This window comes from Intrasporangium mesophilum, from assembly GCF_054783095.1.
The window spans coordinates 46,663-70,559 of sequence record NZ_BAAGRF010000014.1 but is presented as its reverse complement, the minus strand read 5'-3'; the positions used below and the strand labels follow the sequence as shown (position 1 = coordinate 70,559).

The window sequence follows — 23,897 nt, the reverse complement described above, 5'->3', positions numbered from 1 at the left end:
GGCACCACCATGCTGATCCGACTGCTGCGCAGTCACCTGCAGCCCTACAAGGGCGAGATCACCCTGATCGTGATCCTGCAGCTCGTGGCGACGATCGCCTCGCTCTACCTGCCCAGCCTCAACGGCGAGATCATCGACGACGGGGTGGCCAAGGGTGACACCGGCTTCATCCTGCAGCACGGCGCGCTGATGCTCGTCGTCAGCCTGGCCCAGATCGCGGCCGCCGTCGGCGCGACTTACTTCGCCGCACGGGTCGCCATGGGGATGGGCCGCGGTCTGCGTGCCAACATCTTCGGCACCTTCGTCGACTACTCCGCACAGGAGGTCGCCAAGTTCGGCGCGCCGACCCTGATCTCGCGCAACACCAACGACGTGACGCAGGTGCAGATGGTCACCTTCATGGGGTTCGCGCTGCTCGTGACGACCCCGATCATGATGGTCGGCGGGGTGTTCATGGCGCTGCGCGAGGACCTCGGGCTGGCCTGGCTCGTCGCGGTCGCCGTGCCCCTGCTCGGCCTGTCCGTGGGCTTGGTCATCTGGCGGATGGTCCCGTGGTTCGGCCGGATGCAGAAGTCGCTCGACGGGGTGAACCGGGTCATGCGCGAGCAGATCACCGGCATCCGGGTCGTGCGGGCCTTCGTCCGCGAGGACCACGAGGAGCAGCGGTTTTCCGAGGCGAACGGCAAGCTCACGGAGGCGGGCCTTCGGGTCGGCCGCCTCATGGCGCTCGTCTTCCCGATCGTGCTGTTCGTCTTCAACATGTCCTCGGTCGCCGTGATGTGGTTCGGCGCCCACCGGATCGCCTCGGGTGACATGCAGATCGGCGCCCTCACGGCATTCCTGTCCTACCTGATCCAGATCCTCATGGGCGTCATGATGGCGACCTTCATGGCGACGATGATCCCCCGCGCCGCGGTCTCCGCCGGCCGCATCCAGGAGGTCCTCGGAACGACCTCGACCGTGAGCGAGTCGGTGCAGCCGATCCCGATGCGCACCGCTCCGGCAGGCATCGAGTTCAAGGGCGTCGACTTCCACTACCCCGGCGCCGAGAATGCCGTGCTCCACGACGTGACGTTCACCGCGTCCCCCGGCCGGACGACGGCGATCATCGGCTCGACGGGCGCCGGCAAGACGACCCTGCTCGGCCTCGTGCCGCGGCTCTTCGACATCTCCGAGGGCCGGGTCGCGGTCGGCGGCGTGGACGTGCGCGACCTGTCGCTCGAGGAGCTGTGGAGCAAGATCGGGCTCGTCCCGCAGAAGCCGTACCTGTTCAGCGGCACCGTCGCGACCAACCTGCGATACGGCAACCCCGACGCCACCGACGAGGAGCTCTGGGACGCGCTGCGGATCGCGCAGGCCCAGGACTTCGTGAGCCGGATGGACGGCGGCCTCGACGGGCACATCGCCCAGGGCGGCACGAACGTGTCCGGCGGCCAGCGACAGCGTCTCGCCATCGCGCGGGCGATCGTCAAACGCCCCGACATCTACCTGTTCGACGACTCGTTCTCGGCGCTCGACCTGGCGACCGACGCCCGGCTGCGCCAGGCGCTGCGTCCGGTCACGGCTCACAGCACCGTCGTCATCGTCGCTCAGCGCGTGTCGACCATCGTCGACGCCGACCACATCGTCGTGCTCGAGGACGGCCGCATCGTCGGCCAGGGCACCCATGACCAGCTGCTCGAGACCTCCGAGACGTACCAGGAGATCGTCGAGTCCCAGCGCGGCGCGGAGGAGGCAGCCTGATGGCTGAGGGAGTCAAGACCGAGGAAGAGAAGGCGGCCGAAGCCCGCCGAGGCCCGGTGCGCCAGCGCGGTCCCATGCAGATGGGTCAGCCGGGAGAGAAGTCGCTGAACTTCGGCCCGTCGGCCAAGCGGTTGGTCCGGCTGCTCACGCCGCATCGCGCCAAGGTCGTCTTCGTGATCACGCTGACCGTGGTGAGTGTCGTGCTCAGCTCGATCGGGCCGAAGATCCTCGGAAAGGCGACGGACCTCATCTTTGCCGGCTTCATCGGCTCGAAGCTGCCGGCCGGGATGACCAAGCAGCAGGCGGTCGACGCCGCACGCGCGACGGGCAACACGACCCAGGCCGAGCTGCTGTCCAATGTGGACTTCACCCCCGGCCAGGGGATCGACTTCACCGCGGTCGGTCAGGTGCTGATGGTGGTCATCGTCCTGTATGCCGTGGCGTCCCTTCTCCTGTGGGTCCAGGGCTGGATCCTGCAGGGCGTGCTGCAACAGACGATGTTCCAGCTCCGGCAGGACGTCGAGGCCAAGCTCAACCGGCTGCCGCTGCCGTACTTCGACCGGCAGCCGCGAGGTGAGGTGCTCAGCCGGGTCACCAACGACATCGACAACATCGGCATGTCGCTCCAGCAGACGCTGTCCCAGCTGCTCAACGCGCTGCTCACGGTGGTCGCCGTGCTGATCATGATGTTCTGGATCTCCTGGACGCTGGCGCTCATCGCGCTCGTGACGATCCCGGTCTCGGTTGCGGTCACGGCGGCCATCGCCAAGCGGTCGCAGAAGCTGTTCGTCCAGCAGTGGCGCAACACCGGCGAGCTGAACGGCATCATCGAGGAGACCTTCACCGGCCACGGCCTGGTCAAGGTCTACGGCCGCCAGAAGGAGGCCCAAGCCGGCTTCGAGACCAAGAACGACGAGCTCTACGAAGCCTCGTTCGGGGCGCAGTTCATCAGCGGCATCATCATGCCGACGATGATGTTCATCGGAAACATCAACTACGTCCTCGTCGCCGTCGTCGGCGGCTTGCGCGTCGCGTCGGGCACGATGAGCCTCGGTGACGTGCAGGCGTTCATCCAGTACTCCCGCCAGTTCACCCAACCGCTGACGCAGGTCGCCTCGATGGCGAACGTGCTGCAGTCGGGTGTGGCCTCGGCCGAGCGGGTCTTCGAGGTGCTGGACGCCGAGGAGCAGGAGCCCGACGCCGCCTCCCCGACGGTGCTCGAGGACCCGCACGGCTCCGTCGCGTTCGAGGACGTCACGTTCTCCTACACGCCGGACCAGCCCCTCATCGAGGATCTCGACCTGTCGGTCCGCCCCGGACAGACGGTCGCGATCGTCGGCCCGACGGGGGCCGGCAAGACGACGCTCGTCAACCTCATCATGCGGTTCTACGAGCTCGACGGCGGCCGGATCACCTTGGACGGCGTGGACATTCGTGACCTGACCCGCCACGGCCTGCGCTCGCGGATCGGCATGGTGCTTCAGGACACCTGGCTGTTCGGTGGCACGATCCGCGAGAACATCGCCTACGGCCGGCCGGGCGCGAGCGACGAGGAGGTGCTGGCCGCAGCGAAGGCGACCTACGTCGACCGGTTCGTGCACTCCCTGCCCGACGGCTACGACACCGTGCTCGACGACGAGGCCTCGAACATCTCCGCGGGCGAGAAGCAGCTGGTCACCATCGCCCGGGCGTTCCTGTCCGATCCGGCGCTGCTCATCCTCGACGAGGCGACCAGCTCGGTCGACACGCGCACCGAGCTGCTGGTCCAGAAGGCGATGGCGCGGCTCCGCTCCGACCGGACGTCCTTCGTCATCGCCCACCGTCTCTCGACGATCCGCGACGCCGACCTGATCCTCGTCATGGAGGAGGGACAGATCGTCGAGCAGGGCTCGCACGCCGAGCTGCTCGCCCGTGACGGCGCATACGCCAGGCTGTATGCCGCGCAGTTCGCGGGTGCCGCCGCGGACCTCGACGCGGAGGCGGCTCTGGCGGCCGGCGCGAACGGCGCCAACGGGGTCCCGGCCCTGGCCGGGGTCGGCGCATCGGCTCCCGGACCGGCGGGCGGGCCCGGCGTTCCCGCGCCGGACAACCCCATCCCTGCGGACGCGGCGAAGGACTGAGGCAACGGGCGCGCGCCCCGGCCGGGTTCGATCCCGGCCGGGGCGCGATGCTGGTCAGGGCTGGCCCGACCAGGCGGTCAGCCATCGCTGCATGGACACGGCATACACGGTCGGGTCGCGCTTCTCACCCAGCCGCCACGTCTTGAACAGCGCCTTCACGACTGCCGTCATCGTGCTGGCTCTGCCGAGACGTACGTGCGGGTCTCGAGCTGGCCCGCGGACTCCGTGGCGAGAACCATCGACTTCGGGAGCCGTAGGACCGCCACGAGAGTGCGGCAGACGCAGACTTCCCCTTCGGGGTTTGGGTCGGTCGCGGTCCGTCGGGCCCGAATCCCCACCACACGGCATACGGGCAGGCGAAGCGTCAGGGCTCGAGCAGGACGGCTCCCGGGCCGCGGTCGGCGAGCACGTCGGACGGGTTGTTGAGCGCGCACGTGCGCAAGCTGAGGCAGCCGCACCCGATGCACGAGTCGAGCTGGTCGCGCAGCTTCTCGATCCGGCGGATCTGCTCGTCGAGACGGCCCCGCCAGGACCGCGACAGCCTCGCCCAGTCGCTCGCAGTGGGTGTCCGGCCGTCGGGCAGCGTCGCCAAGGCCGCACCGATCTCGTCGAGCGAGAGGCCGACCCGCTGGGCGGCGCGGATGAACGACACGCGACGGATCGTCGCCCGCTCGTAGCGGCGCTGGTTGCCGGTCGTCCGCTCCGAGCCGATCAGCCCGAGCTCCTCCCAGTAGCGCAGCGCCGAGGTCGCCGCGCCGGTGCGCTGGGCGACCTGGCCGATGGTCAGTCCGGACATCTCAGTGGACCCTCGCCTCCGGCAACCGGGAGATGATCTCCTCGACCGTCTCCTCCGGAGTCTGCCCCGAGCTGTCGAGCCAGAGCCCGATGTGGGGGGTCTCGGTCTTGACCTTGTGGTCGAAGTCCCGGATCGACCAGAGGTCGCCGTAACCGACCTTCACGCGTTCGGCCTCGCGACGCATCACTGTGCCCACATCAGGGGCGAGCATCACGAGGCTCAGCGGCCGCGAGGCCAGCTGGTCGAGGAACGGCTGCAGGCTCGCGCCGACGAACAGGTCCTGCACGACGACCGTGAAGCCGGCGTCGGCGTACATGTTGGCCGAGTGCGCGGCGATCGCGTGGCGCAGCGCGAGCTGGCGTTCGGCCTCGGGGTCGCCGTGTGGCGACATGTCCGCGCGGCCGCGCACGACGACGCGGCGAAACTCGTCGCCCCGCAGGTGCACGGCCTTGGAGAACCGCTCCGCCAGCAGCTGGGACACGGTGGACTTGCCCGCCGCCATCACGCCCGTCACGACGATGACCTGCGGGACGTCGACGGCGAGGTGGAGGGGCCGTTCGGTCACATGGCACACCCTAGAGCCCGACGGTGCGAAAGTCGCCAGAGTTCATGCGACGTTCAAGTTCGAGTCTGACCAGACCGCCCTCTCGAAGGGCCCGCTCGACTGGGTCGTGCAGGTCAAGTGGTCAGTCGACTCGCCTCAGGCGTACGCCTCGACCTCGTCGGGGGTCGCCCGACGGACCACGACCCGCGTCCATGCTCCGACGTAGAGCCGGTCGTCGTCGTCGAGCTCGGTCTTGGGACCGACGCTGATCGGTTCCTCCGGGAGCGGGCCCGACGCCTGCCCCACGAAGGTCCCGTTCGACGAACCGAGGTCCTCCACGAACCACCGAGTTCCGTCGGACGTCAGCTGCGCGTGACGCCGGCTCACGCCGGGGTCGGACGACAGGTCGATCTCGGGATGGGTGTTCCGGCTCGTCGACACCCGGCCGAGCAGCACGCTGCGGTGCCGCAGCGGCATGATGACCGGCAGCCCGGGCGACGGGCAGGGGTCCTCGGCCTCCTGGGTCTGGTACCAGTCCGGGTCGACCCACACCTCGGCGAGCCACTCGAACGGCGCTCCGGCGCCGGTCCCAGCGCCGGAGCCGGCAGTCGCAGCGCCTGGCGAGGCGCCAGCCCCAGCACGCGCCGAGGTGCCGGCCGAGGTGCCGGCCGAGACACCGGCCGAGACACCGGCCAGGGCACCAGCGGCCGAGCCGGCCCCACCGGTGGCCGCCTCGCTCACGTCACCAGCTGGTTCGCCGCCAGGCCTCCCCACGGCTCCATCACCGCCGATGTCGCCGCCGTCGTCCGAGAGCGCGCCGGCTTCGCCCGCCGCGTCGCGCGGCATCGCGCCGGTCGTGAAGTCATACCCGCACGCCTCGCAGAAGAGGGCGCCGTCGGCGTTCTCGGTGTGGCAGTTCGGGCACTCGAGGCCGGTCGGCGCCGGGGCCACCGGCGTGCCGACGCCCAGTCCGGATGCCCCCTCGCCAGCGGTCGGGACGGCGGGGTCGAGGTCGAGGGACGACCGCTGGGGTGCGCCGGTCGCAGCCGAGAACGACTCACCTCCCGACCCAGTCGTGCCGGCGCTGCCCGACGCCCTGCCCGACGCCCCGACGCCGCCCGACGCCCCGGCGCTGCCCGACGTTCCGGCGCTGGCAGCGGTCGGCTGGGCATCCAGGTCGATCGGCGAGCCGCAGGTGTCGCAGTAGTCGTCGGCCTCCGACCTGTGGCCGTTGGGGCAGATGGCACTCACCGGCGCACCCGGCTCGTCTTGGTCGAGGCCGTGTCGAGCGACATCTCGTCGATCTTGGTCACGCCCTTCTTGAGCCGGACCGTGCCGGTGTCGGCGTCGTCGATGTCGACGACCTTCTTCAGGCGCGTGGTGATCTCCTCGTTGCCGGTCTCGTCGGCGAGCTGGACAGCCCGGCCGAGCTTGGCGGTGGCGATGTCGTCCTGGCCGGCGGCCTTGGCTGCCAGGCCCTCCTGGATGACCGTCGCGAGCTCCGCCTGACCCGTGTAGGCGGCCACGGCCGGGTCGATGCGGGTCGTCAGGGCGTCGTCGTTGCTCCACTTGGCCTTGACCAGGCCTTGGGCAACGGGGTCGCCGCCGAGCGAGACCTGCACGCGCGCGGCGAGCTGCTCCTGGCCGAGCGTGCGCGCGGGCAGCCGCACGGCGACGTGGTAGTCGCGGCTCTCGTCGGACCAGGCGCCGGTCGGGTAGGCACCGGTCAACGGGTTGATCTGGGTGCGTCGTGGCGTGAGGTCCTCGAGCGAGGGAGACACCTGCTTGACGAAGAGCAGCTCGGCACCCTGGGGCACCCACACCCGCACCTCGACGTTGGCCACGCCCCGCGACATCGAGGCGCGCATCATCTTCTCGAACTCGGCTGCCATGTCCTCGGGGGCCGGGATGAGGTCGACCGAGCCGAGCAGCGACGAAGCGATGCCGCGGACCTCGTCGACGCGCCACTGGTCGCCGACGCCGCGGGCGTCGCACTGGAATACGCCGACACAGCTGCGCACGGCCGCGGCGAGCGACGCGGGCGTCTCGCCCTCGTTGACGCCGTCGGTAAGCAGGATCGCGTGCCGCTTGGTGACGTACGGGACCGTCTCGAAGATCTGCCGGGCGAGCGTGAGCCAGGTGCCCATCGCCGTGCCCCCGTTGGCCCGCAGCCCGTCGATGGCGCGAGTGGCCTCTCCGCGGGTGTGCGACGACATGGGCACGAGTGCGCCCTGGTGGCTGTAGGGGTAGACGATCTGTGCGGTGCCGTTGCCGGAGACGATCGAGAAGAGGGTGCCGTCGGTGATCTCGGCGAGCGCCGCCTTGGCCGCCTCGCCCGCCGCCTGCACGCCGCGCCGGCCCATGGAGCCCGAGGTGTCGATGAGGATGACCTCCGCCGCCGAGCCAGGGTCGGTCGTCCCGGCCGAGCCTGCACCCGCGGTGGCACCGGTCGAGGTGACGCGGACGATCGCGTGCACGTCGGTGCCCCCGTCGGGCAGGAACTCGTTCTGGAAAACCTCTGCGGTGAAGTCAGCCATCGATCGGGTTCCCTTCCTCCGGCGTCGCGTCCGCGGCCGCCCCTGTCGTCTCTGTCGTCTCTGTCGATCCTTGCCCAGCCAGTCTCGCGAGGGCAACCGTGATGTTGTCCCGACCGCCCTGCTCGTTGGCGAAGTCGACGAGCCACTGTGCGATCGTGGTGGGCTGGTCGTCGTCGACCTCGTCGAGCCCGTTGTGCACGAGGCGTCGCACGTCCTCGGCCTCGGAGCAGTAGTTCCACAGCCCGTCGGAGCACACGAGGAGCCAGCCTGCGCCGGGGGTCAGCGTGGTCAGGTGCGGGGTGAGGTCGTCGGGCGCGTCCTTGCCGAGCCAGCGCGTGATCGAGTGCGCGTGCGGGCCGTTCTCGGCCGCCTCGCGGGAGACCCCGCTGGCCATCCGCTCCTGCGCGAACGAGTCGTCCCGGCCGAGCTGCTGAGCGGGCTCAGCGGCTGCGTCGGGCAGCCAGTAGACGCGGCTGTCGCCGACGTTGCCGGCGACGATGACGCCGTCCTCGACCACTGCGGCGGCGATGGTGCACGACGGCGGGTTGGGCACGTCGGCGATGACCGCGTCGACCACGGCCTGGTTGGCGCGCGCGACCGCGCCGGCCAGGGCGCGTCCGGCGCCCGCCGCCCACGCCTCGGGGGTGCCGACGCCCTTGGGGAACGGCTGGTCGAGGACCGCGCGCGCAGCCTTGGCGGCAGCGAGCGAGGCGATGTGCGAGTCGGTCGCCATCGAGACGCCGTCGCAGACGACGAGCACGGCGCGAGAGCCGGGCACGTCCGCCGCGCTGAGCGCCATGGCGTCCTCGTTGCGGGTATGCCGCTTGCCGATGTCGCAGACGCCGGCGACCCATGCGGCCGGTGCCTCGGTGTAGTGGTCGCGGGGGTCGGGCGGGGGCGTGCCGCAGTTGTCGCAGTAGCCGTCGACGATGTGTCCCTGGCCGCAGGCGGTGCACAGGTTGTCGTCCACCGGGGTGACGGCGGCCGACGGCACGGCACCGGTCCAGCCGACGTCGAGGGGTGACTCCTCACCGGCGGGCGCCGTCTGCGGGGTCGCCGTCGCCATCAGCGTCTCTTCGGCCACGTCGTGGGCGCTGGGCATCCCCGTCGAGGCCCCGGTCGCGCTCGCGGCGGTGGCGCCGGGCAGGCCGGCACCCACACCCGTGACGCCCCCTCCGGCCGCCGCAAGGTCGGCGCCACAGGCCTCGCAGAAGCTCGCTTCGGCGGGGTTGGCTGTGCCGCATACCGGGCAGTCGCGCAGCGACGCAGCAGCCCGCGCGAGACCCTCGACGGGCTGCGAGTGCCCGTCGCTGGGCTGCGCGAGAGTGGTCGGGTCGGGCGCGCCCGTGGTCGGACTGTCGCTCAAAAGAGGCTCCAGGGTCGGATGGCGTTGGCCTCGTCGACGAGCGGGACGCGCTCGGCGAGGTCCGGCGTGCGCTTCGCGAGCTCGCGCAAGGACTCCTCGAGGCCGAGACGCAGCCCGGTCGGGGTGCCCTTGTGCGTGCCGATGCGGATGTCGGCCTTGTTGCCCGTCTTCTCGACGGTCTCGAGGGCCTCGCGATAGATGAGCGTCGTCAGCTCGGCCCGCCGGCGGGCGGTCAGCGACGTGTCGTCGAGGGTGCGCAGCGCCTCGGCGAGGTCGGGCAGGCCGCGGTTGGCCTTGGTGAGCAGCTCGGCGAGCCCTGCCCGCGCAGTGCGGAAGGCGCTCGACTGCGCCGGCACCAGCCGGTATGCCGCGACCGCACCGTCGACGTCCTTGCGGGCGGCGCGGATCCGGGCGAGGCCGAAGGCGGCCATCGGCACGTACGTGGCGTCGGTGCGCGCGCAGGCGACGTAGAGGTTCTCGGCGACGGCGTCATCACCTGCTTTCTCGCACGCGTGGGCCAGGGCGAGCTTGGGTGCGAGCTCGCCGGGCACCTGGCCGTAGACGGCGTTGAACGCCGCCTGGGCCGCGCGCGCGTCCCCACGCTCGAGGGCGGCCAGTCCCTGGATCCAGACCGCCCTCCACTCCCACGGGTCGGCGCCGAGCAGCTCCGCGGCGGTCTTCTCGGCGATGTCGCGCAGGCCGGCGTCGAGAGCGGTGCGGGCGCGCTCGAGGAGCACCTCGGTCGAGCTCTTCGGGGCGCTGGCGAGGCGCTCGAGGCGCTCGTTGGGAGTGCCGCTCACCGTCGCCAGCCAGCCGACGAGGGGGTCGTGCGGGTCGCGGCGCAGCGCCGGAAGGTTGCGCCAGTCGTCGGGCTCGACGCCCGGAGTCGGCACGTCGAACAGCAGCGACCCGACGGTCGTCGTGGCGGCTCCCGCGCCCTTGTCGAGCGCGACGACCTCCCGCAGCACCCCGATCATCTGCGAGCGCAGCTCGTCGGCCGACACGAACCGGTCGTCGCGGTTGGGCGCGCACGCCTTGGCGACCAGGCGGTAGTACGAGTCGTACTTCTGGAAGACCGGCACGGTGTCCTGCGCGGGCAGGGTGTTGAGATACGTCGTCTGGTAGCCGCGGAACTCCATCGTCAGCACGACGAGGGTGCGCCCGATCGTGTAGATGTCGGACGCGACGGAGACCCCGAGCTCGGCCACCTCGGGAGCCTGGTAGCCGACGGTCCCGAAGATCGCGGAGTCCTCGTCGTCGGCCCGGCGCACGCCACCGAGGTCGATGAGCTTGACCTCGTCGCCGACCTGGATGATGTTGTCGGGCTTGAAGTCGCAGAAGACCAGCCCGAGGTCGTGGAGGTACTGGAAGGCGGGCAGGATCTCCAGGATGTACGCGAGCGCCTGGTCGACGGGCAGCGGGTCGTAACGCCCGGCGTGCTGCATCCGCTGCTTGAGGATCGACTTGAGCGACGTACCGCCGACGTACTCCATGACGATGTAGCCGGCGTCGTCGTGGGTCACGAAGTTGTAGATCTCGACGATGCTCGGGTGTGACACCTGGGCCAGGAACCGCTGTTCGGCGATGGCGGCCGCGAGGGCGTCGGGGTCGGCCGAGTTGAGCAGGCCCTTGAGCACGACCCAGCGGTCCGACACGTTCTTGTCGCGCGCGAGGTAGATCCAGCCGAGGCCGCCGTGGGCGAGGCAGCCGGCGACCTCGTACTGGCCGGCGACGAGGTCGCCCGCCTTGAGCTTGGGGTCGAACGAGAACGGGTGGCGGCACTTGGCGCAGAAGCCGGTGGTGCGGCCGGGCTTGCCGTCGCGGCCGCGGCCGACGGGCTCACCGCACTTGGGGCAGAAGCGCTTGTTCTCGGGGACGGTCGGGTCGGCCAGCAGGGCCTTCTCGGCGTCGATGGTCGGTGCGGGCCGGACGGTCGTGATGCCGCCGCCGAGCCGCGCGGAACGCAGCCGCTGCGACCCGCTCGTGCGCCTGGTCGCGACCGAGCCCGACTCACGGGCGCGCTTGGAGCCCAAGGCCGCCGAGGCGAGGTTGCTCGAGGCGGCCGAGCGGGTCGAGATCTCGGGCCCGACGCCGGCGGGCACCGTCTGCTCGGGCCCTACGGCCGGAGCCAGCGCCGCGACGCCCTGCTGGTCGGCGGGCGTGCCGCACACGTCGCAGTAGCCGGCGTCGATCTTGCCGTGGCATCCGGGCTGCTGGCACGGCTCGCCTTCAGGGATCGCGTTGGCCGACGGTGCGGCATACGGGGGAGGCAGCGGCGGGGTGGCGGACGACGAGAGTGCGCCGGCGGTCGCAGCCGCGGGGATCGCGGCGGCGGTGTCGACCGACATGCCGCAGACGTCGCAGTAGCCGTCGACAATGTTTCCGGAGCAGCCCGGCTGGTTGCACTTCATGCGCGTGGCCTCTGGGTTCGGGGAGCGGGACGGGTCGCGGCGCGGGACGAGCGGGTGGCCGTGTCGACATAGGCCTGGTATGCCGCCGCGAGCGCCCGGGCGCGGGCGATCGGCAGGGGCGTCGTGGCCAAGGTCGTGTCGAGGCGGGCGCGCAGGTCGCCGAGGTCGGCCGTCGCCTCCGGGGTGAGGGTGACGGACGCAGCCATGGCGCCGACCGCGCCGACGAGCCCGACGACCTCGTCGCGCTCGGCGAGCCCGGCGGCATACGTCTCGTGGGCGAGGTCGAGCGCGCGCGACACGCGCTCCAGCTTCTCCCGGTATGCCGCGAGCTCGGCTGCCGACTGCGGCACCGGTCCCAGCGCGCGGACGTTGGGGATGGCCAGGTGCGGGGCGGGCGTGATCGCCTCGATGCAAGCCTTCTCGAGGGCCCGGATGGCCGCGGCCCGGGCATCGAGCTCCTCCACCTGCTGCTGGGTGCGCAGCCGGCTCTTGGCCGCCGAGGCGCGCTCGGCGGCCTCGACGATGAGGTCGCGCTCGAGGACGGCGACGTCGATCTCGAGCGGCCCGATGATGCCGCCGACGTCAGCGCCGCGGCGGGCGCGCTCGACGAGGTCAGTGGTGCGGCGGTCCAGGCGGGCCAGCTTCTCGGCGGCCTCGTCTCGCTGGGGCCCGACGGGCACGAGCGGGATCTGGTCGCGGACGCGCTCGACTCCCGCGCGTACCAAGGTGATCCGCTGGCTGGCCTCGGCGGCTCCCGGCGCCAGCGAGGCCCGGGCCTGGAGCGTTCGCGTCAGCGAGTCGAGCAGCCGGCACGCCTCGGGCAGGCTCACGGCGAGCGACCCGCTGGAGGCCAGAGCGAGGTGCTCGGTGGTGTTCGAGTCGAGGCGCCCGTGAATCAGGGTCGACAGGCGCTCGGCCTCCTTCGGCCCCACCCGGCCGCCGTCGAACGTCGTCTCGAGCAGCGTGAGGCGGTCGCTCACAGCCTTCCAGAAGGTCAGCGCGACCGTGAGGTCGGTGGTGATCGCGACCTGCTCGGCCTGCGAGAGCTTGAGGACCGCGCGGTCGACCTCGTTGAGGTCGGCCCGGCGCTGGGTGACCCACACGCGCAGGGCGTTGAGGTACGTCTGGGCCTCCGCCGCCTGCACAGGCACGCCCAGCCGACCCGGCGCGGGCGGGGCGACGATGCCCGAACCGGGGTCGGAGGGAGTCTGCGGCACGGCGGTCATCTGCGGCTCAGCGTCCGTACACCGGGGTCGGGGGAGTGGCGCCGGGCCCGAGTGGGCCGGCGAGCCACGTGTTGTAGATCTGCTTCCACCGGCCGTCGGACTCCATGTCGGCGAGCACCCGGTTCAGGTACCGCGCGAAGTAGACGTCGGCCTTGTTGACGCCGATGCCATAGGGCTCGGCGGTGATCGCCTTGGCCTTGGTGACCACGGTGTTCGGGTCCTGTGCGGCCAGGCCGGCCAGGACCGTGTCGTCGCCGGTGATGGCGTCGGCCTTGCCCTGCTGGAAGAGCACGAGGCAGCCCGTGTGGTTGGCGGCCGTGACGGCGATAGGGCCTTCGACGGACTGCAGCTTGGCCAGGGAGGTCGTGCCTGACGGGGCGCAGACGCGCTTGCCCTTGAGATCTGCGAGCGAGAGGTTCGCGGCGTTGGGGGCGGCCTTGCTGACGAGCACCTTCTGACCGGCGCGGTAGTACTCGGCGGAGAAGCCGATCTTGTCCCAGCGGTCGCACGTCATCGACATGTTGCGCGTCACCATGTCGACCTTGCGGTCCTGCAGCAGCGGCAGCCGGTCGGCGGCGGTGATGACCCGCAGCTGCAGGTGGCCGGTCGCGGTCCCGAACAGGCTCTGCGCCACGGCCTTGGCGATGTCGATGTCGAAGCCGCTGATCTGGCCGGTGAAGGGGTCGCGCGCAGCGAACAAGTAGGTGTCCGCGGACACCCCGACCGTGAGGTAGCCGCGGTCGAGGATCTTGCGGACCGTGCCGTCGGTGATCGCGCTGCTGCTCGGCACGGTCGGCAGCGGGTCATACGACTGGGTGGCGTTGTTGCAGGTCTGCGGGGCGGCGGGAGCCGCGCTCGGCGGGGCGCTCGCCTTCGGCGCGGGCGGCACCGGCGTCTGGGCGTACGTGACGCTCGAGCATCCCGCCAGGCCCGCGAGCACGGCGGCGGCGAGGGCTACGGTGACGAGCTTTTGGCGCCTCGCTTCGCTGCGGCGCGTGCCCGCGGCGCCTCTAAGGCGTTGCCTTCCTCCGCTGCGCTCGCTCGTCCCTCCCACGCAGAGCGTGGGACCCAGCTCGCTGCGCTGCGTCCAGGCAACGCCGGCGCCGCGGCTGACCCCGATCTCTTTTTCGCCGCCCCTTGGGCGTTGGGAGAAGGTGCTGGTCGTCATCGGTAGTCCTCGATTCGCTGGCCGATGCCCCGGACGATGAGCCACGCCGCGAGCAGCGCGACGACGGCGATGCCGAGGGCGTAGAAGCCGGCCGAGCCGCCCAGACCGCGCAACGTGTCGACGGCCGAGATGCTGGCCGTGTCGCGGGCCTGGCTCGCGGCGGTGTCGAAGGCCTGGAAGGTCCCGGCTGCGCCGCTGGCGGCCGTGCTCGTCGAGAGCTTGACCGCGTCGTCCCACTTGCCGCCGTCGTCGAGCGTGCGGACCTGCTTATGGGTGTCGGAGTAGGCCTTCCACAGCTGGTCGAGGCTCGCGGCGTCCGGGACGTTGCGCTGCTGGAGCTCGGTGATGCCCTGGTCGACCGAGCCGCCGTCCTTCTGCCAGGACTTCTCGAAGGCGTCTCCGGAGCCGCGCCGGATCAGGGTCAGGCTCTCGTTGGCGCGGGCGTCGTTGGCGGCGGTGGTCACGCCGGCGAGCTTCACGGCCGTCTGGTAGGCGCCGCTCGCGACGTCGCGCGTCGCCCCGGCGAGGCTGCCCACGACCGACGCCGTGACGAACAGCGCGACGATGAGCACGACGACGGCGCCGGTCAGGGACGGGTTGACGTAGCGGTGGGTCCGGCGCGCGAGCCAGATCGAGATCGCGGCCAGGCCGACCAGCGCCGCGACGCCGACGAGCAGCTGAAGGCTCGAGTTGCTGCGGTCGAACTCGTCCCGGGCCCGTTGCTCGTTGGCGCTGACGATCGCCTCGACGATCGGGATCGCGTCCGACCGCAGCCCGGCGCTGGCCTGCGTGAGGTACTGCGCCCCTACCGGCAGCCCGAGCCGGTTGTTCGCGCGCGCCTGCTCCACCAGAGCGGCATACGTCTGCACCTTCTGGGACAGCTCCCCGAGGGCCGCGCCGTCGGCGGGCTGAGCGGCCGCGGCCTCGGCGATGCCCGACGCGACCCGTGACATGGCGTCGTCGTAGCTCGTGCGGGACGCAGCGGACTCGAGGCCGCCGACGAGGAAGGCGTTGGTGGCGACGGCGTCGGCGCGCAGCAGGTCGACGTGCATGGACTGGACCCGCACGACCTGGGCGATGTTGTTGGCGGCCCGCTCGACGGCCGCCTGCGAGGCGAGCAGGGCGTTGGCGCTGATCGCGCCGAGCGCGACCGCGGCGATGACCCCGAGCAGCCCGAACAGGCGCATCCGGCCCGGCGTGCCGTGCAGCAGGCGGTTGGCGACGGTGCGGGCGGCGGGCAGGCTGCCGGCGATGGTGCGTGGCTGCTGCGGCCCGGTGGCCCCCCGCGGCGCGCCGGCGGGTATGGCGACGGGGATGTTCGTCGTCGGTGCGCTCGTCATGCGGTGTCCTCGCTCGGTGGGTGCTGCTCGTCCGAGACTGCCTCATCGGCCGGTGTGGAACCATCAGGGTCTGCCCTGACCGGGTCCGGATGCTCGGTCGATTCACCCTCGGGTCGGTCCGGGACCTGGCCGACGATCCCCTCGTCGGGCTGGTCGTCGGGAGTGGTCTCGGGCTGGTCGTCGGGAGTGGTCTCGGGCTCGTCGTCCGGCTGGTCGATGAAGTCGTCTGCGGTGAGTAGACGCAGCTCGTCGCGAGTTGGCTCCGTCGCGTCCTTGAGCCGCCACGCGTGGCGGCCGACGGCGTGCTCGAAGAGGTTGCGCGAGAAGCGTCCGTTCCCGAACATCGAGGTGCGCGCGGTGGCCTCGAAGATCTCCCGGACGCGAGCATGTGCCCCGTCGGTGAGCTCGTAGTCGGAGCCGGTCGCGATCGAGTCGAGGATGTCGAGGAGCTCGTCGTCGGTGTAGTCGTCGAACTCGATCGTCGTGGTGAACCGACTCGCGAGCCCGGGGTTCTGCGCGATGAACGCGACCATCGGGTCGGGATAGCCGGCGACGATGACCACGAGGTCGTCGCGGTGGTCCTCCATCTCCTTGACGAGGGTGTTGACCGCTTCCTGCGCGAACTGGTCGCCCGTCAGGCCGTACGCCTCGTCGATGAACAGCACGCCACCGACGGCGCGGGCGCAGACCTCGGCGGTTTTCATCGCGGTCTGGCCGACGTACCCGGCCACGAGCTCGCTCCGGTCGACCTCGACGAGCTGGCCCTTGGGCAGCAGCCCGAGCGCGCGGTAGATCGCGCCGACGAGCCGTGCCACGGTCGTCTTTCCGGTCCCGGGGTTGCCGACGAAGATCAGGTGCCGGCTCATCGTCGGAGCCTTGAGCCCCGCCTCGGTGCGCATCTTCTCCACCGAGAGCAGGGCGACCTGCCGGTGGATCTCCTTCTTGACGCGGTCGAGGCCGATCATCGCGTCGAGCTCGGCGAGCAGCTCCTGCACCGACTTCTCCGGCTCCGCAGGCGTCTCCGGCTCGGCGGTCGCCGCGGCCTCCGCTGTCGCCGTCGCGCCACCTGAGGTCCCGGGCGTCCCGGGCGTCCCGGGCGCCCCGGCCTCGGGAGAGAGCGAGCCGCCTGGTGTCCCAGGCGACTCCATGGGTCCGACGAGGTTGGGGCGCGCGAGGTCGGGCGCGCCGGTCCCGAGCCCGGGTATGCCGCCCGGTCCCATCCCGGGGTATGCCGGCAGGCGGGGGACTGCGCGCGCCGCGGCAAGGTACGCGCCGGAGGCCGCAGACGCGTTGGCGATCACCCAGATCGGCGCGGTGCCGAGCATCACCGCCGCGGACGCCACCTCGGTCAGCGCCTCGGCATACTCGTCTGCCAGCGAGCTGCCGGACGACACGAGCGACTCGAGCAGGTCCGTCGGGGAGCCGCGCCACCGGCGGCCCCGTGAGGCGGCGTCGAAGAAGGCGTCGTTGATCCGGCGGAGGTCGGTCAGCCCCGGGTGTGCGACCTCGGCCCAGCCCGTCGCGGCGCCCGGCACGGCCTCGGACAGGGCGGCCGCAACCCGGAGTCCCTCGTCGCGTGCCTGCGCCGGGTCGAGGCCGGCCTCGGCGGCGATGTCGGTCAGCTGGTCGAGGCTCTCGGCGAGCCGCGACCCGTCATGGGAGCGTGTGGTGCTCATGCATCACTCCGGCGGGGCGAGAGGCCGGGGCGTCGACGACGACACCGGGTTCTGGACGGGCTGGCTGGGCTGGACGTGCTGGCTGGGCTGGGTGGGTTGGACGGGCTGGGTGAGCTCGGTCGGGGAGGGCGGTCGGGGTGCGGCGGACGGCTCGGGGTCCGGGGCGTCGAGCCCGAGCGACCCACCGGTGGAGGGGTGGCCGAACTTCTGCTCCAGGAACGCCCCGTGCACGATGATCGCTTCCGCGTCGGCACGGCATACGGCGTCGTAGACCTTGTCCATGGTCGCGCCGAGCAGGTCGAGCTGGTCGACGAGGAGCATCACCGAGCTCTTCCCGTCGGAGATCGGGCGGGTGTCCGCCCAGTCGCGGGGCAGGCGCAGGTAGTTGCCGATCGCGACCGGTAGGTAGTCGGCCGCGGTGGCCATGACGCTGTAGCCCTGGGAGCTGCCGATGCCGAGGTTGGCCAGGCGCGGGAGGGTCTGCCGGACGATGCGGCTCACGCGGAGCAGGCGCGAGAGCACCACTCCGGGGACCTGCCCGTCGCGCGCCTGCTGCTCGACGGAGTCGAGAGCCTCGAGCAGCTGCTCGGTCGTGGGCGGCCCAGGGCGCGGCGGCTCTGGTGCCTCGGGCTTGTCCAACCCGAACCACGACCGGATTCCCACGTCATGTCCCCTTTGCGGTTCTCATCTCCGGCGCTGGCGCCGGTGCCGCGTCCGTGCGGCCTGCTCATGTGCTGCTCGCGAGCTGCGGGCCCACGCGGCCCGGCCGCCGGAGCCGAGGCCGCGGCGACCGGGCGTGCGCTACCGGCCCGTGCCGAGGTCGAGCACCCCCGGCGCGGCGTTCTCCGCACGCCGCTGGTCCTGGGCGGCGACCCGGTCGAGGTAGGTGCGCGACTTGGCGACCTCGGTCTCGAGCGTGCCGATCGTCGCGGCCATGTTGTCGAGGGCGCGCACCTTGAACTGGTCGATCGTGTCCATCGTCTCGTAGATGTTCGCGAACGCCTTCTGCAGAGACTCCATCGACAGCGTCGAGCTCGCGGACTGCTCCTGGATGCGCGCGGAGTTCTGCTTGAGGGCCTCCGAGGTCCGTTCGATGATCCCCGACGTCGTCGTGTTGAGGGCGGTGATCTGGTCGAGCACGAGCTGCTGGTTGTTCAGGGCCTGCGCGACGATGACGGCCGTGCGCAGCGCCGACACCGTCGTCGTCGTGGCCCGGTCGACACCCTTGATGAGCTCGATGTTGTTCTTGATGATGATGTCGATCGCCAGGTAGTTCTGGATCGACACCGCGAGCTGGGTCAACAGGTCCTGGTGCTTCTGGCGCACGTAGAACAGCACGTCCTCGCGCATGGCCTTGGCCCGTTCCGGGTCGGTGGTGTCGAGCGTGGCCACCTGGGCGGCGAGCTTGGCGTCGAGGCGCTCCGCCACGTATACGTACTGGTTGAGCCGGCCCATCGACTCCCAGAGGTTCTTCTTCTCCAGGTTGAGCGCGACGTTGTCCTTCTGCAGCTCGTCCTGGCCCGACTGCAGCGAGTGGAGGATGCCGTTGAGGTGCGACTGCGCCGACTGGTACTTGCGGAAGTAGTCGGTGACCTTCTCGCCGAAGGGGATCATGCCGAGGAACTTTTTGGCCCCCTGGGCCTGCCCCGGGTCGAGGTCCTCGACCGTGCGGCGCAGGTCGAGCAGCGTCGAGCCGACCTTGGAGTTGGCGGTGAGGCTCCCCTCGTTGAGGGCCTTGACCGGCATCTGGAGCATCCGGTTGGAGCTCTCGGCCGCGAAGCGCACCTCGTCGTTGCCCATGGAGCGCACGTCCGCGGCCTTGGTCTCCCACTCGGGCGACTTCGTGGCGGCCCGCATGAGCGAGTCGAGGTAGGTGTCGACCTTCGAGTCCAGCCCCGGAAGGGCGGCTTCGGGAACGGCAGGGGCCATCTTCGGGGCGCTCGTGGCGGCCACCGGGCCGGTGGCGGCCGGCGCCGTGAGGATGAACCCCTCGCCGGTCGGCGGCTCGAGAGGCGCGACCTGGGCTGCGGCGGGCGGCGGTGCTGCCTGCGCGGCGGACTGGGCTGCGGGCTGGTCAGTCATCTCGAACGGGTCCCTTCCCCTCTCGGCCGGCCACGTCGGCGACGTGACCGAAGTCCCACGCCCGCGAGACGGCATACGACAGGTCGCCTGCGCGTCTCGTCGGGCGTACGGCCACTTTACGTGCCGCGCCCTTGCGACGGGACGGCGATTCCCGCGGTTCCCCGTCCACGCCGGCCGTGCCCCCCAGAGGGGCCGGCCGGCGGGGCGGCCGCGGCTCGGAGTCAGGGGAGGTTCCGTGCCGCGGCCGCGTGAGTGGGGCACCCACATCGGTCGAACGGCGGAGGTTACTCGTTAGTTCCTGTTTGCCCTCTGGGCTCGCTCCGCTCGCCCTGCCCCGCCGGCTGTGGAGGGTTGTCGTCGTCCCTGCGACCAGAAGGCTCCACAACCCTGGCCATCACTGTCTGCGGGCTCAGCCGAACTGCCAGGACCGCTTCGACAGGCCGAACCAGAAGCCTTCGATGACGCTCTTGTTGTCGAGGCCACCGGACTCGTATGCCGCTCCCAAGGTGACGAACAGCGGCGCGAAGTGCTCGGTCCGCGGGTGCGCCTCGTGGGCGGCAGGAGCCTTGGCGAGGAAGTCCAGCAGGCTGTCAACGTCCTGCGCCGCCATGGCCTCGCGGGCCCACTGGTCGAACTCCTGGCTGGCCTGGGGTGGGGTGCCGTCGGCACCGCCGTACGGGTTGAACCACCGCAGGTTGTGCGTCGTGAAGCCGGAGCCGACGATCATCGTGCCCTGGTCGCGCAGAGGGGCGAGGCGCCGGCCGATCTCGAACAGGCCGCGCGGGTCGAGCGTCGGCATCGACATCTGCAGCACCGGGATGTCGGCCTCGGGGAACATCTCCTTGAGCGGCACGTAGGCGCCGTGGTCGAGCCCGCGGGCCTCGTCGCGATGGACCTCGTGGCCCGGCCAGGTGAGCAGCTTGGTCACCTCGTCGGCGAGCGCCGGCGCGGCGGGGGCGTCGTAGGTGACCTCGTAGTACTTCTGCGGGAAGCCCCAGAAGTCGTAGGTCAGGGGAGCGCCGGTGGTCGTGCCGAGGGTCGTCGGCGCGTCCTCCCAGTGGGCCGAGACCATGAGTACGTTCTCCGGCTTCTGCAGGTCGGACGACCAGTCGGCGAGCTCGGCCGTCCAGCGCTCGTCGTCGGCGAGAGGCGGCGCGCCGTGGCTGAGGTAGATGACTGGAGCGGCGGTCATGAGCGTCCTTCCAAAGTGATTGAATACTAAATTATCACGTATCGAGCTCGTCTCGCTGACCGAATCCGGAGTGTCCAGGGTCTGGTGCCGGGGTCGCATCGTGCGTCAGGTCGCCGCTCGTGTCGCCGTCGGTGCTGCCATCACGACGAGTCGGGCGACATGACGCGCGACGAGAGGCGGACTGCGTGGCGGCGCGGCTGCTGCGACCTAGCCCGACCGGCATACCAGATCTGCTGCCGGAACCCGCCGAAAACGGGATCCTGGAATGCGTTCTTGACGGAGCCTGTTACGGTCAGGGCGCGTCCACGTCGGAGCAGCGACGAATCCGCTGCACGTGAGACCGGGAAGTTGAAGGTGTGTTCATGGCCGCAGGAAAGGGCCGCAAGCTCGTCATCGTCGAGTCGCCCGCGAAGGCGAAGACGATCGCCGGATACCTCGGTGGGGACTTCGAGGTGGAGGCCTCGGTCGGGCACATCCGAGACCTGCCCAACCCGTCCGAGCTGCCCGCCGACATGAAGAAGGGCCCGTTCGGCAAGTTCGCCGTCGACGTCGACCACGGCTTCGAGCCGTACTACGTCGTCGACACCGACAAGAAGAAGAAGGTCGCCGAGCTCAGGCGCCTGCTCAAGGACTCCAGCGAGCTCTACCTCGCCACCGATGAGGACCGCGAGGGCGAGGCCATCGCCTGGCACCTGCTCGAGGCGCTCCAGCCCCGCGTGCCGGTCAAGCGGATGGTCTTCCACGAGATCACGCGTGAGGCGATCCAGCGGGCCGTCAACGACACCCGCGAGCTCGACACCCGCCTCGTCGACGCCCAGGAGACCCGCCGCATCCTCGACCGTCTCTACGGCTACGAGGTGAGCCCGGTCCTGTGGCGCAAGGTCCGCCAAGGCCTGTCGGCCGGACGCGTCCAGTCGGTCGCGACGCGCATGGTCGTCGAGCGCGAGCGCGAGCGGATGGCCTTCGTCAAGGCGTCCTACTGGGACGTCGTGGGCGACTTCACGCCCGGCGCGGCCGCGCAGCAGTTCACCGCCCGGCTCTCGTCGGTCGACGGTGCCCGGGTCGCCACCGGACGTGACTTCTCCGACGGCGGCGTCCTCACCGGGAAGGGGGTCGTCCACCTCGAGGAGGCGCTCGCCACGCGGATCGCGGAGGCGTGCCTGCACCAGGGTGCCCGGGTCACCGACGTCCAGGAAAAGCCCTACACCCGACGCCCGTCGGCGCCGTTCACCACCTCGACGCTCCAGCAGGAGGCGTCGCGCAAGCTGCGCATGTCGTCCAAGAACGCGATGCGGGTGGCCCAGCGGCTCTACGAGAACGGCTACATCACCTACATGCGTACCGACAGCACCACGCTGTCGGACGCCGCCCTGACCGCGGCGCGCAGCCAGGCGCGGGACATGTACGGCGCGGAGTACGTTCCCGACAGCCCGCGCCGCTACGAGAAGAAGGTCAAGAACGCCCAGGAGGCGCACGAGGCGATCCGCCCGGCCGGCGACCGGTTCCGTTCCCCGGCCCAGGTCGCCGGTGAGCTGCGCGGCGAGGAGTTCGCCCTCTACGAGCTGATCTGGAAGCGGACGGTCGCCTCCCAGATGGCCGACGCCCGTGGGTCGACCGCGACCGTCAAGCTCGTCGTCGACACCGCCGTCGAAGGGGCGCAGCAGGTCGAGTTCAGCGCGAGCGGCACCGTCATCACGTTCAAGGGGTTCCTCGCGGCATACGAGGAGGGCCGGGACGACGAGGCCACCGCGCGCGCGGAGGCCGCCGAGGAGGAGCGACGCCTGCCGAAGCTCTCCGCTGGGGTCTCGCTGGAGATCCTGCGCGCCGAGGCCGACGGCCACGAGACGACGCCACCAGCGCGCTACACCGAGGCCACTCTCGTCAAGGCGATGGAGGAGCGCGGCATCGGGCGTCCGTCGACGTATGCCGCCACCATCGGCACCATCCAGGACCGCGGTTACGTCTTCACCAAGGGCCAGGCGCTGGTGCCCACCTGGCTCGCGTTCGCCGTGACCCGCCTGCTGGAGGAGCACTTCACCGAGCTCGTCGACTACGAGTTCACCGCCTCGATGGAGGAGGACCTCGACCGCATCGCCAACGGCGACGAGGGGCGCGTCGAGTGGCTGAAGCGGTTCTACTTCGGCGACGAGGCGACGTCGGGCGAGGGCCTGAAGCACCTCGTCGACGACCTCGGCGAGATCGACGCCAAGGAGATCTCGACGATCCCGCTCGGCGACGGCATGGTCGTCCGCGTGGGCCGCTACGGGCCCTACGTGGAGGAGGTCGCTCCGACCGGGGTGAACCTCGAGACCGGCGAGATCCCTGACGACGCAACGGTTTCCGCCACCCCGCGCCGGGCGACGATCACCGACGACGTCGCGCCCGACGAGATGACACCCGAACGCGCCCGAGAGCTGCTCGACGTCGCCGCCGACGATGGACGCGTCCTCGGGCAGGACCCCGCCTCCGGCCGTGACATCGTCGCCAAGGCAGGCCGCTACGGTCCCTACATCACCGAGGTCATCGAGGAGCAGCCGACCCAGAACGGCTCGGGCACGCGGAAGGCCGCCAAGGCCAAGCCGCGCACCGCGTCCCTGTTCAAGGACATGGAGCTCGCATCGATCGACCTCGACACGGCACTCAAGCTGCTCAGCCTGCCGCGGGTCGTCGGCACGGACGCCGAGGGCGTCGAGATCACCGCACAGAACGGCCGCTACGGCCCGTACCTCAAGCGCGGCACCGACTCTCGCTCGCTGGTCACCGAGCAGCAGCTCTTCGACATCACGCTCGAGGAGGCGCTCGCGATCTATGCGCAGCCCAAGCAGCGCGGCCGGGCTGCTGCCGCGGCCCCGCTCAAGGAGCTCGGCACGGACCCGGTGAGCGGCAAGCCGGTCGTGGTCAAGGACGGCCGGTTCGGGCCGTATGTCACCGACGGCGACACGAACGCGACGCTCCGCAAGGACGACGACCCCGCCGAGATCACGCCCGAGCGCGGGTTCGAGCTGCTCGCCGAGAAGCGCGCCAAGGGCCCGACGACCCGCAAGCGGGCCGTCAAGAAGACTGCAAAGCGCACGACGAAGCGGACCGCCAAGAAGGCGTGACTCCGGTCGCTCCGGTCGATGTGTTCCCGTGCGCTGTGTGACGCGGGAAACACATCGAACCCGCGCGGGGTGGTTTCGTCCCGCGTGGCCCAGTCGGTATGCCGGGAAGTGGCCCTCCCCGGGCCCGTCCCGTCCCGGTACCGTCACGTCATGCTGACGATCGGCCCGCTGGGCGAGGACGACCACGACCGGTGGGAGGAGCTCTTCCGCGCGTACATCGCCTTCTACGAGCGCGAGCTCGACCAGACGGCATACGACCGCGCTTGGCGTGAGTTCCGTTCTGACACAAGGATGCACGCGCTCGGGGCGTGGCTGGACGGCACCCTTGTGGGGATCACCCACTTCCTCGTGCACCCCAGCACGAGCGAGCCGGACCTCTGCTATCTGGAGGACCTGTTCACGGCGCCCGAGGCGCGCCGGCACGGGGTAGGTCAGGCTCTCATCGAGGCGGTGCGCGACTGGGCGCGCGCCCATGAGTGCGGCAGCGTCTACTGGCAGACGCACCGCGACAATGCGACGGCCAGAAGGCTCTACGACGCGGTGGCGGAGCACCACGGCTTCATCGTGTACACGCTGCCGGTGTGAGTCGGGCGGG

The 23,897-nt window shown here is 70.9% G+C and carries 17 protein-coding genes; 4 read left to right on the top strand and 13 right to left on the bottom strand.

Annotated features, from left to right (window positions below):
• The first annotated feature begins 9 nt into the window (after window positions 1-9).
• Window positions 10-1,743 carry an ABC transporter ATP-binding protein gene (locus ACYVLP_RS13370; protein ID WP_460627841.1) on the top strand — a complete coding sequence of 578 codons (1,734 nt, stop codon included), beginning with the start codon at window positions 10-12 and terminating at the stop codon, window positions 1,741-1,743.
• Entirely contained in the window at window positions 1,743-3,863 is a 2,121-nt protein-coding gene (locus tag ACYVLP_RS13365; protein ID WP_460627840.1) for an ABC transporter ATP-binding protein, read from the top strand. The genes ACYVLP_RS13370 and ACYVLP_RS13365 overlap by 1 nt, the downstream gene beginning before the upstream one ends.
• A gap of 364 nt (window positions 3,864-4,227) precedes the next feature.
• Here ACYVLP_RS13365 and soxR read toward each other — a convergent pair whose 3' ends face one another.
• The 13 genes from soxR to ACYVLP_RS13300 all read right to left on the bottom strand — a co-directional run bounded on the left by soxR (window position 4,228) and on the right by ACYVLP_RS13300 (window position 20,201).
• Window positions 4,228-4,659 carry a redox-sensitive transcriptional activator SoxR gene (gene soxR / locus ACYVLP_RS13360; protein ID WP_460627839.1) on the bottom strand — a complete coding sequence of 144 codons (432 nt, stop codon included), beginning with the start codon at window positions 4,657-4,659 and terminating at the stop codon, window positions 4,228-4,230.
• 1 nt (window position 4,660) lies between these two features.
• A complete protein-coding gene (locus tag ACYVLP_RS13355; protein WP_460627838.1) occupies window positions 4,661-5,224 on the bottom strand; it encodes an AAA family ATPase in 564 nt (187 codons plus the stop codon).
• A 135-nt stretch (window positions 5,225-5,359) separates the two neighbouring features.
• Window positions 5,360-6,454 carry an FHA domain-containing protein gene (locus ACYVLP_RS13350; protein WP_460627837.1) on the bottom strand — a complete coding sequence of 365 codons (1,095 nt, stop codon included), beginning with the start codon at window positions 6,452-6,454 and terminating at the stop codon, window positions 5,360-5,362.
• Window positions 6,451-7,740, bottom strand: coding sequence for a vWA domain-containing protein (locus tag ACYVLP_RS13345; RefSeq protein WP_460627836.1), 1,290 nt, complete (start codon window positions 7,738-7,740; stop codon window positions 6,451-6,453). Before ACYVLP_RS13345 ends, ACYVLP_RS13350 begins: the two co-directional genes overlap by 4 nt.
• Window positions 7,733-9,106, bottom strand: coding sequence for a PP2C family protein-serine/threonine phosphatase (locus ACYVLP_RS13340; RefSeq protein ID WP_460627835.1), 1,374 nt, complete (start codon window positions 9,104-9,106; stop codon window positions 7,733-7,735). The genes ACYVLP_RS13345 and ACYVLP_RS13340 overlap by 8 nt, the downstream gene beginning before the upstream one ends.
• On the bottom strand, window positions 9,103-11,517 hold the full coding sequence (locus ACYVLP_RS13335; RefSeq protein WP_460627834.1) for a serine/threonine-protein kinase: 2,415 nt from the start codon (window positions 11,515-11,517) through the stop codon (window positions 9,103-9,105). The genes ACYVLP_RS13340 and ACYVLP_RS13335 overlap by 4 nt, the downstream gene beginning before the upstream one ends.
• Window positions 11,514-12,743, bottom strand: coding sequence for a hypothetical protein (locus tag ACYVLP_RS13330; RefSeq protein ID WP_460627833.1), 1,230 nt, complete (start codon window positions 12,741-12,743; stop codon window positions 11,514-11,516). Before ACYVLP_RS13330 ends, ACYVLP_RS13335 begins: the two co-directional genes overlap by 4 nt.
• Window positions 12,744-12,750: 7 nt before the next feature.
• Entirely contained in the window at window positions 12,751-13,911 is a 1,161-nt protein-coding gene (locus ACYVLP_RS13325; RefSeq protein WP_460627832.1) for a glutamate ABC transporter substrate-binding protein, read from the bottom strand.
• On the bottom strand, window positions 13,908-15,251 hold the full coding sequence (locus tag ACYVLP_RS13320; protein WP_460627831.1) for a hypothetical protein: 1,344 nt from the start codon (window positions 15,249-15,251) through the stop codon (window positions 13,908-13,910). Before ACYVLP_RS13320 ends, ACYVLP_RS13325 begins: the two co-directional genes overlap by 4 nt.
• Window positions 15,248-16,927, bottom strand: a complete 1,680-nt coding sequence (locus tag ACYVLP_RS13315) for an AAA family ATPase (RefSeq protein WP_460627830.1) — start codon at window positions 16,925-16,927, stop codon at window positions 15,248-15,250. Before ACYVLP_RS13315 ends, ACYVLP_RS13320 begins: the two co-directional genes overlap by 4 nt.
• 3 nt (window positions 16,928-16,930) lie before the next feature.
• The gene (locus ACYVLP_RS13310; RefSeq protein WP_460627829.1) at window positions 16,931-17,590 is read right to left on the bottom strand and encodes a hypothetical protein; all 660 of its coding nucleotides are present in this window, start codon (window positions 17,588-17,590) and stop codon (window positions 16,931-16,933) included.
• Window positions 17,591-17,728: 138 nt separating this feature from the next.
• Complete coding sequence (locus ACYVLP_RS13305; protein WP_460627828.1) at window positions 17,729-19,009, bottom strand: toxic anion resistance protein; 1,281 nt, start codon at window positions 19,007-19,009, stop codon at window positions 17,729-17,731.
• A 409-nt stretch (window positions 19,010-19,418) separates the two neighbouring features.
• The gene (locus ACYVLP_RS13300; protein WP_460627827.1) at window positions 19,419-20,201 is read right to left on the bottom strand and encodes a dioxygenase family protein; all 783 of its coding nucleotides are present in this window, start codon (window positions 20,199-20,201) and stop codon (window positions 19,419-19,421) included.
• A gap of 362 nt (window positions 20,202-20,563) precedes the next feature.
• On the opposite strand from ACYVLP_RS13300, the gene topA reads away from it, so the two are divergent.
• Both topA and ACYVLP_RS13290 read left to right on the top strand, forming a co-directional pair.
• Window positions 20,564-23,302, top strand: a complete 2,739-nt coding sequence (gene topA, locus ACYVLP_RS13295) for a type I DNA topoisomerase (RefSeq protein WP_460627826.1) — start codon at window positions 20,564-20,566, stop codon at window positions 23,300-23,302.
• Window positions 23,303-23,452: 150 nt separating this feature from the next.
• Entirely contained in the window at window positions 23,453-23,887 is a 435-nt protein-coding gene (locus ACYVLP_RS13290) for a GNAT family N-acetyltransferase (protein ID WP_460627825.1), read from the top strand.
• The last annotated feature ends 10 nt before the right edge of the window (window positions 23,888-23,897 follow it).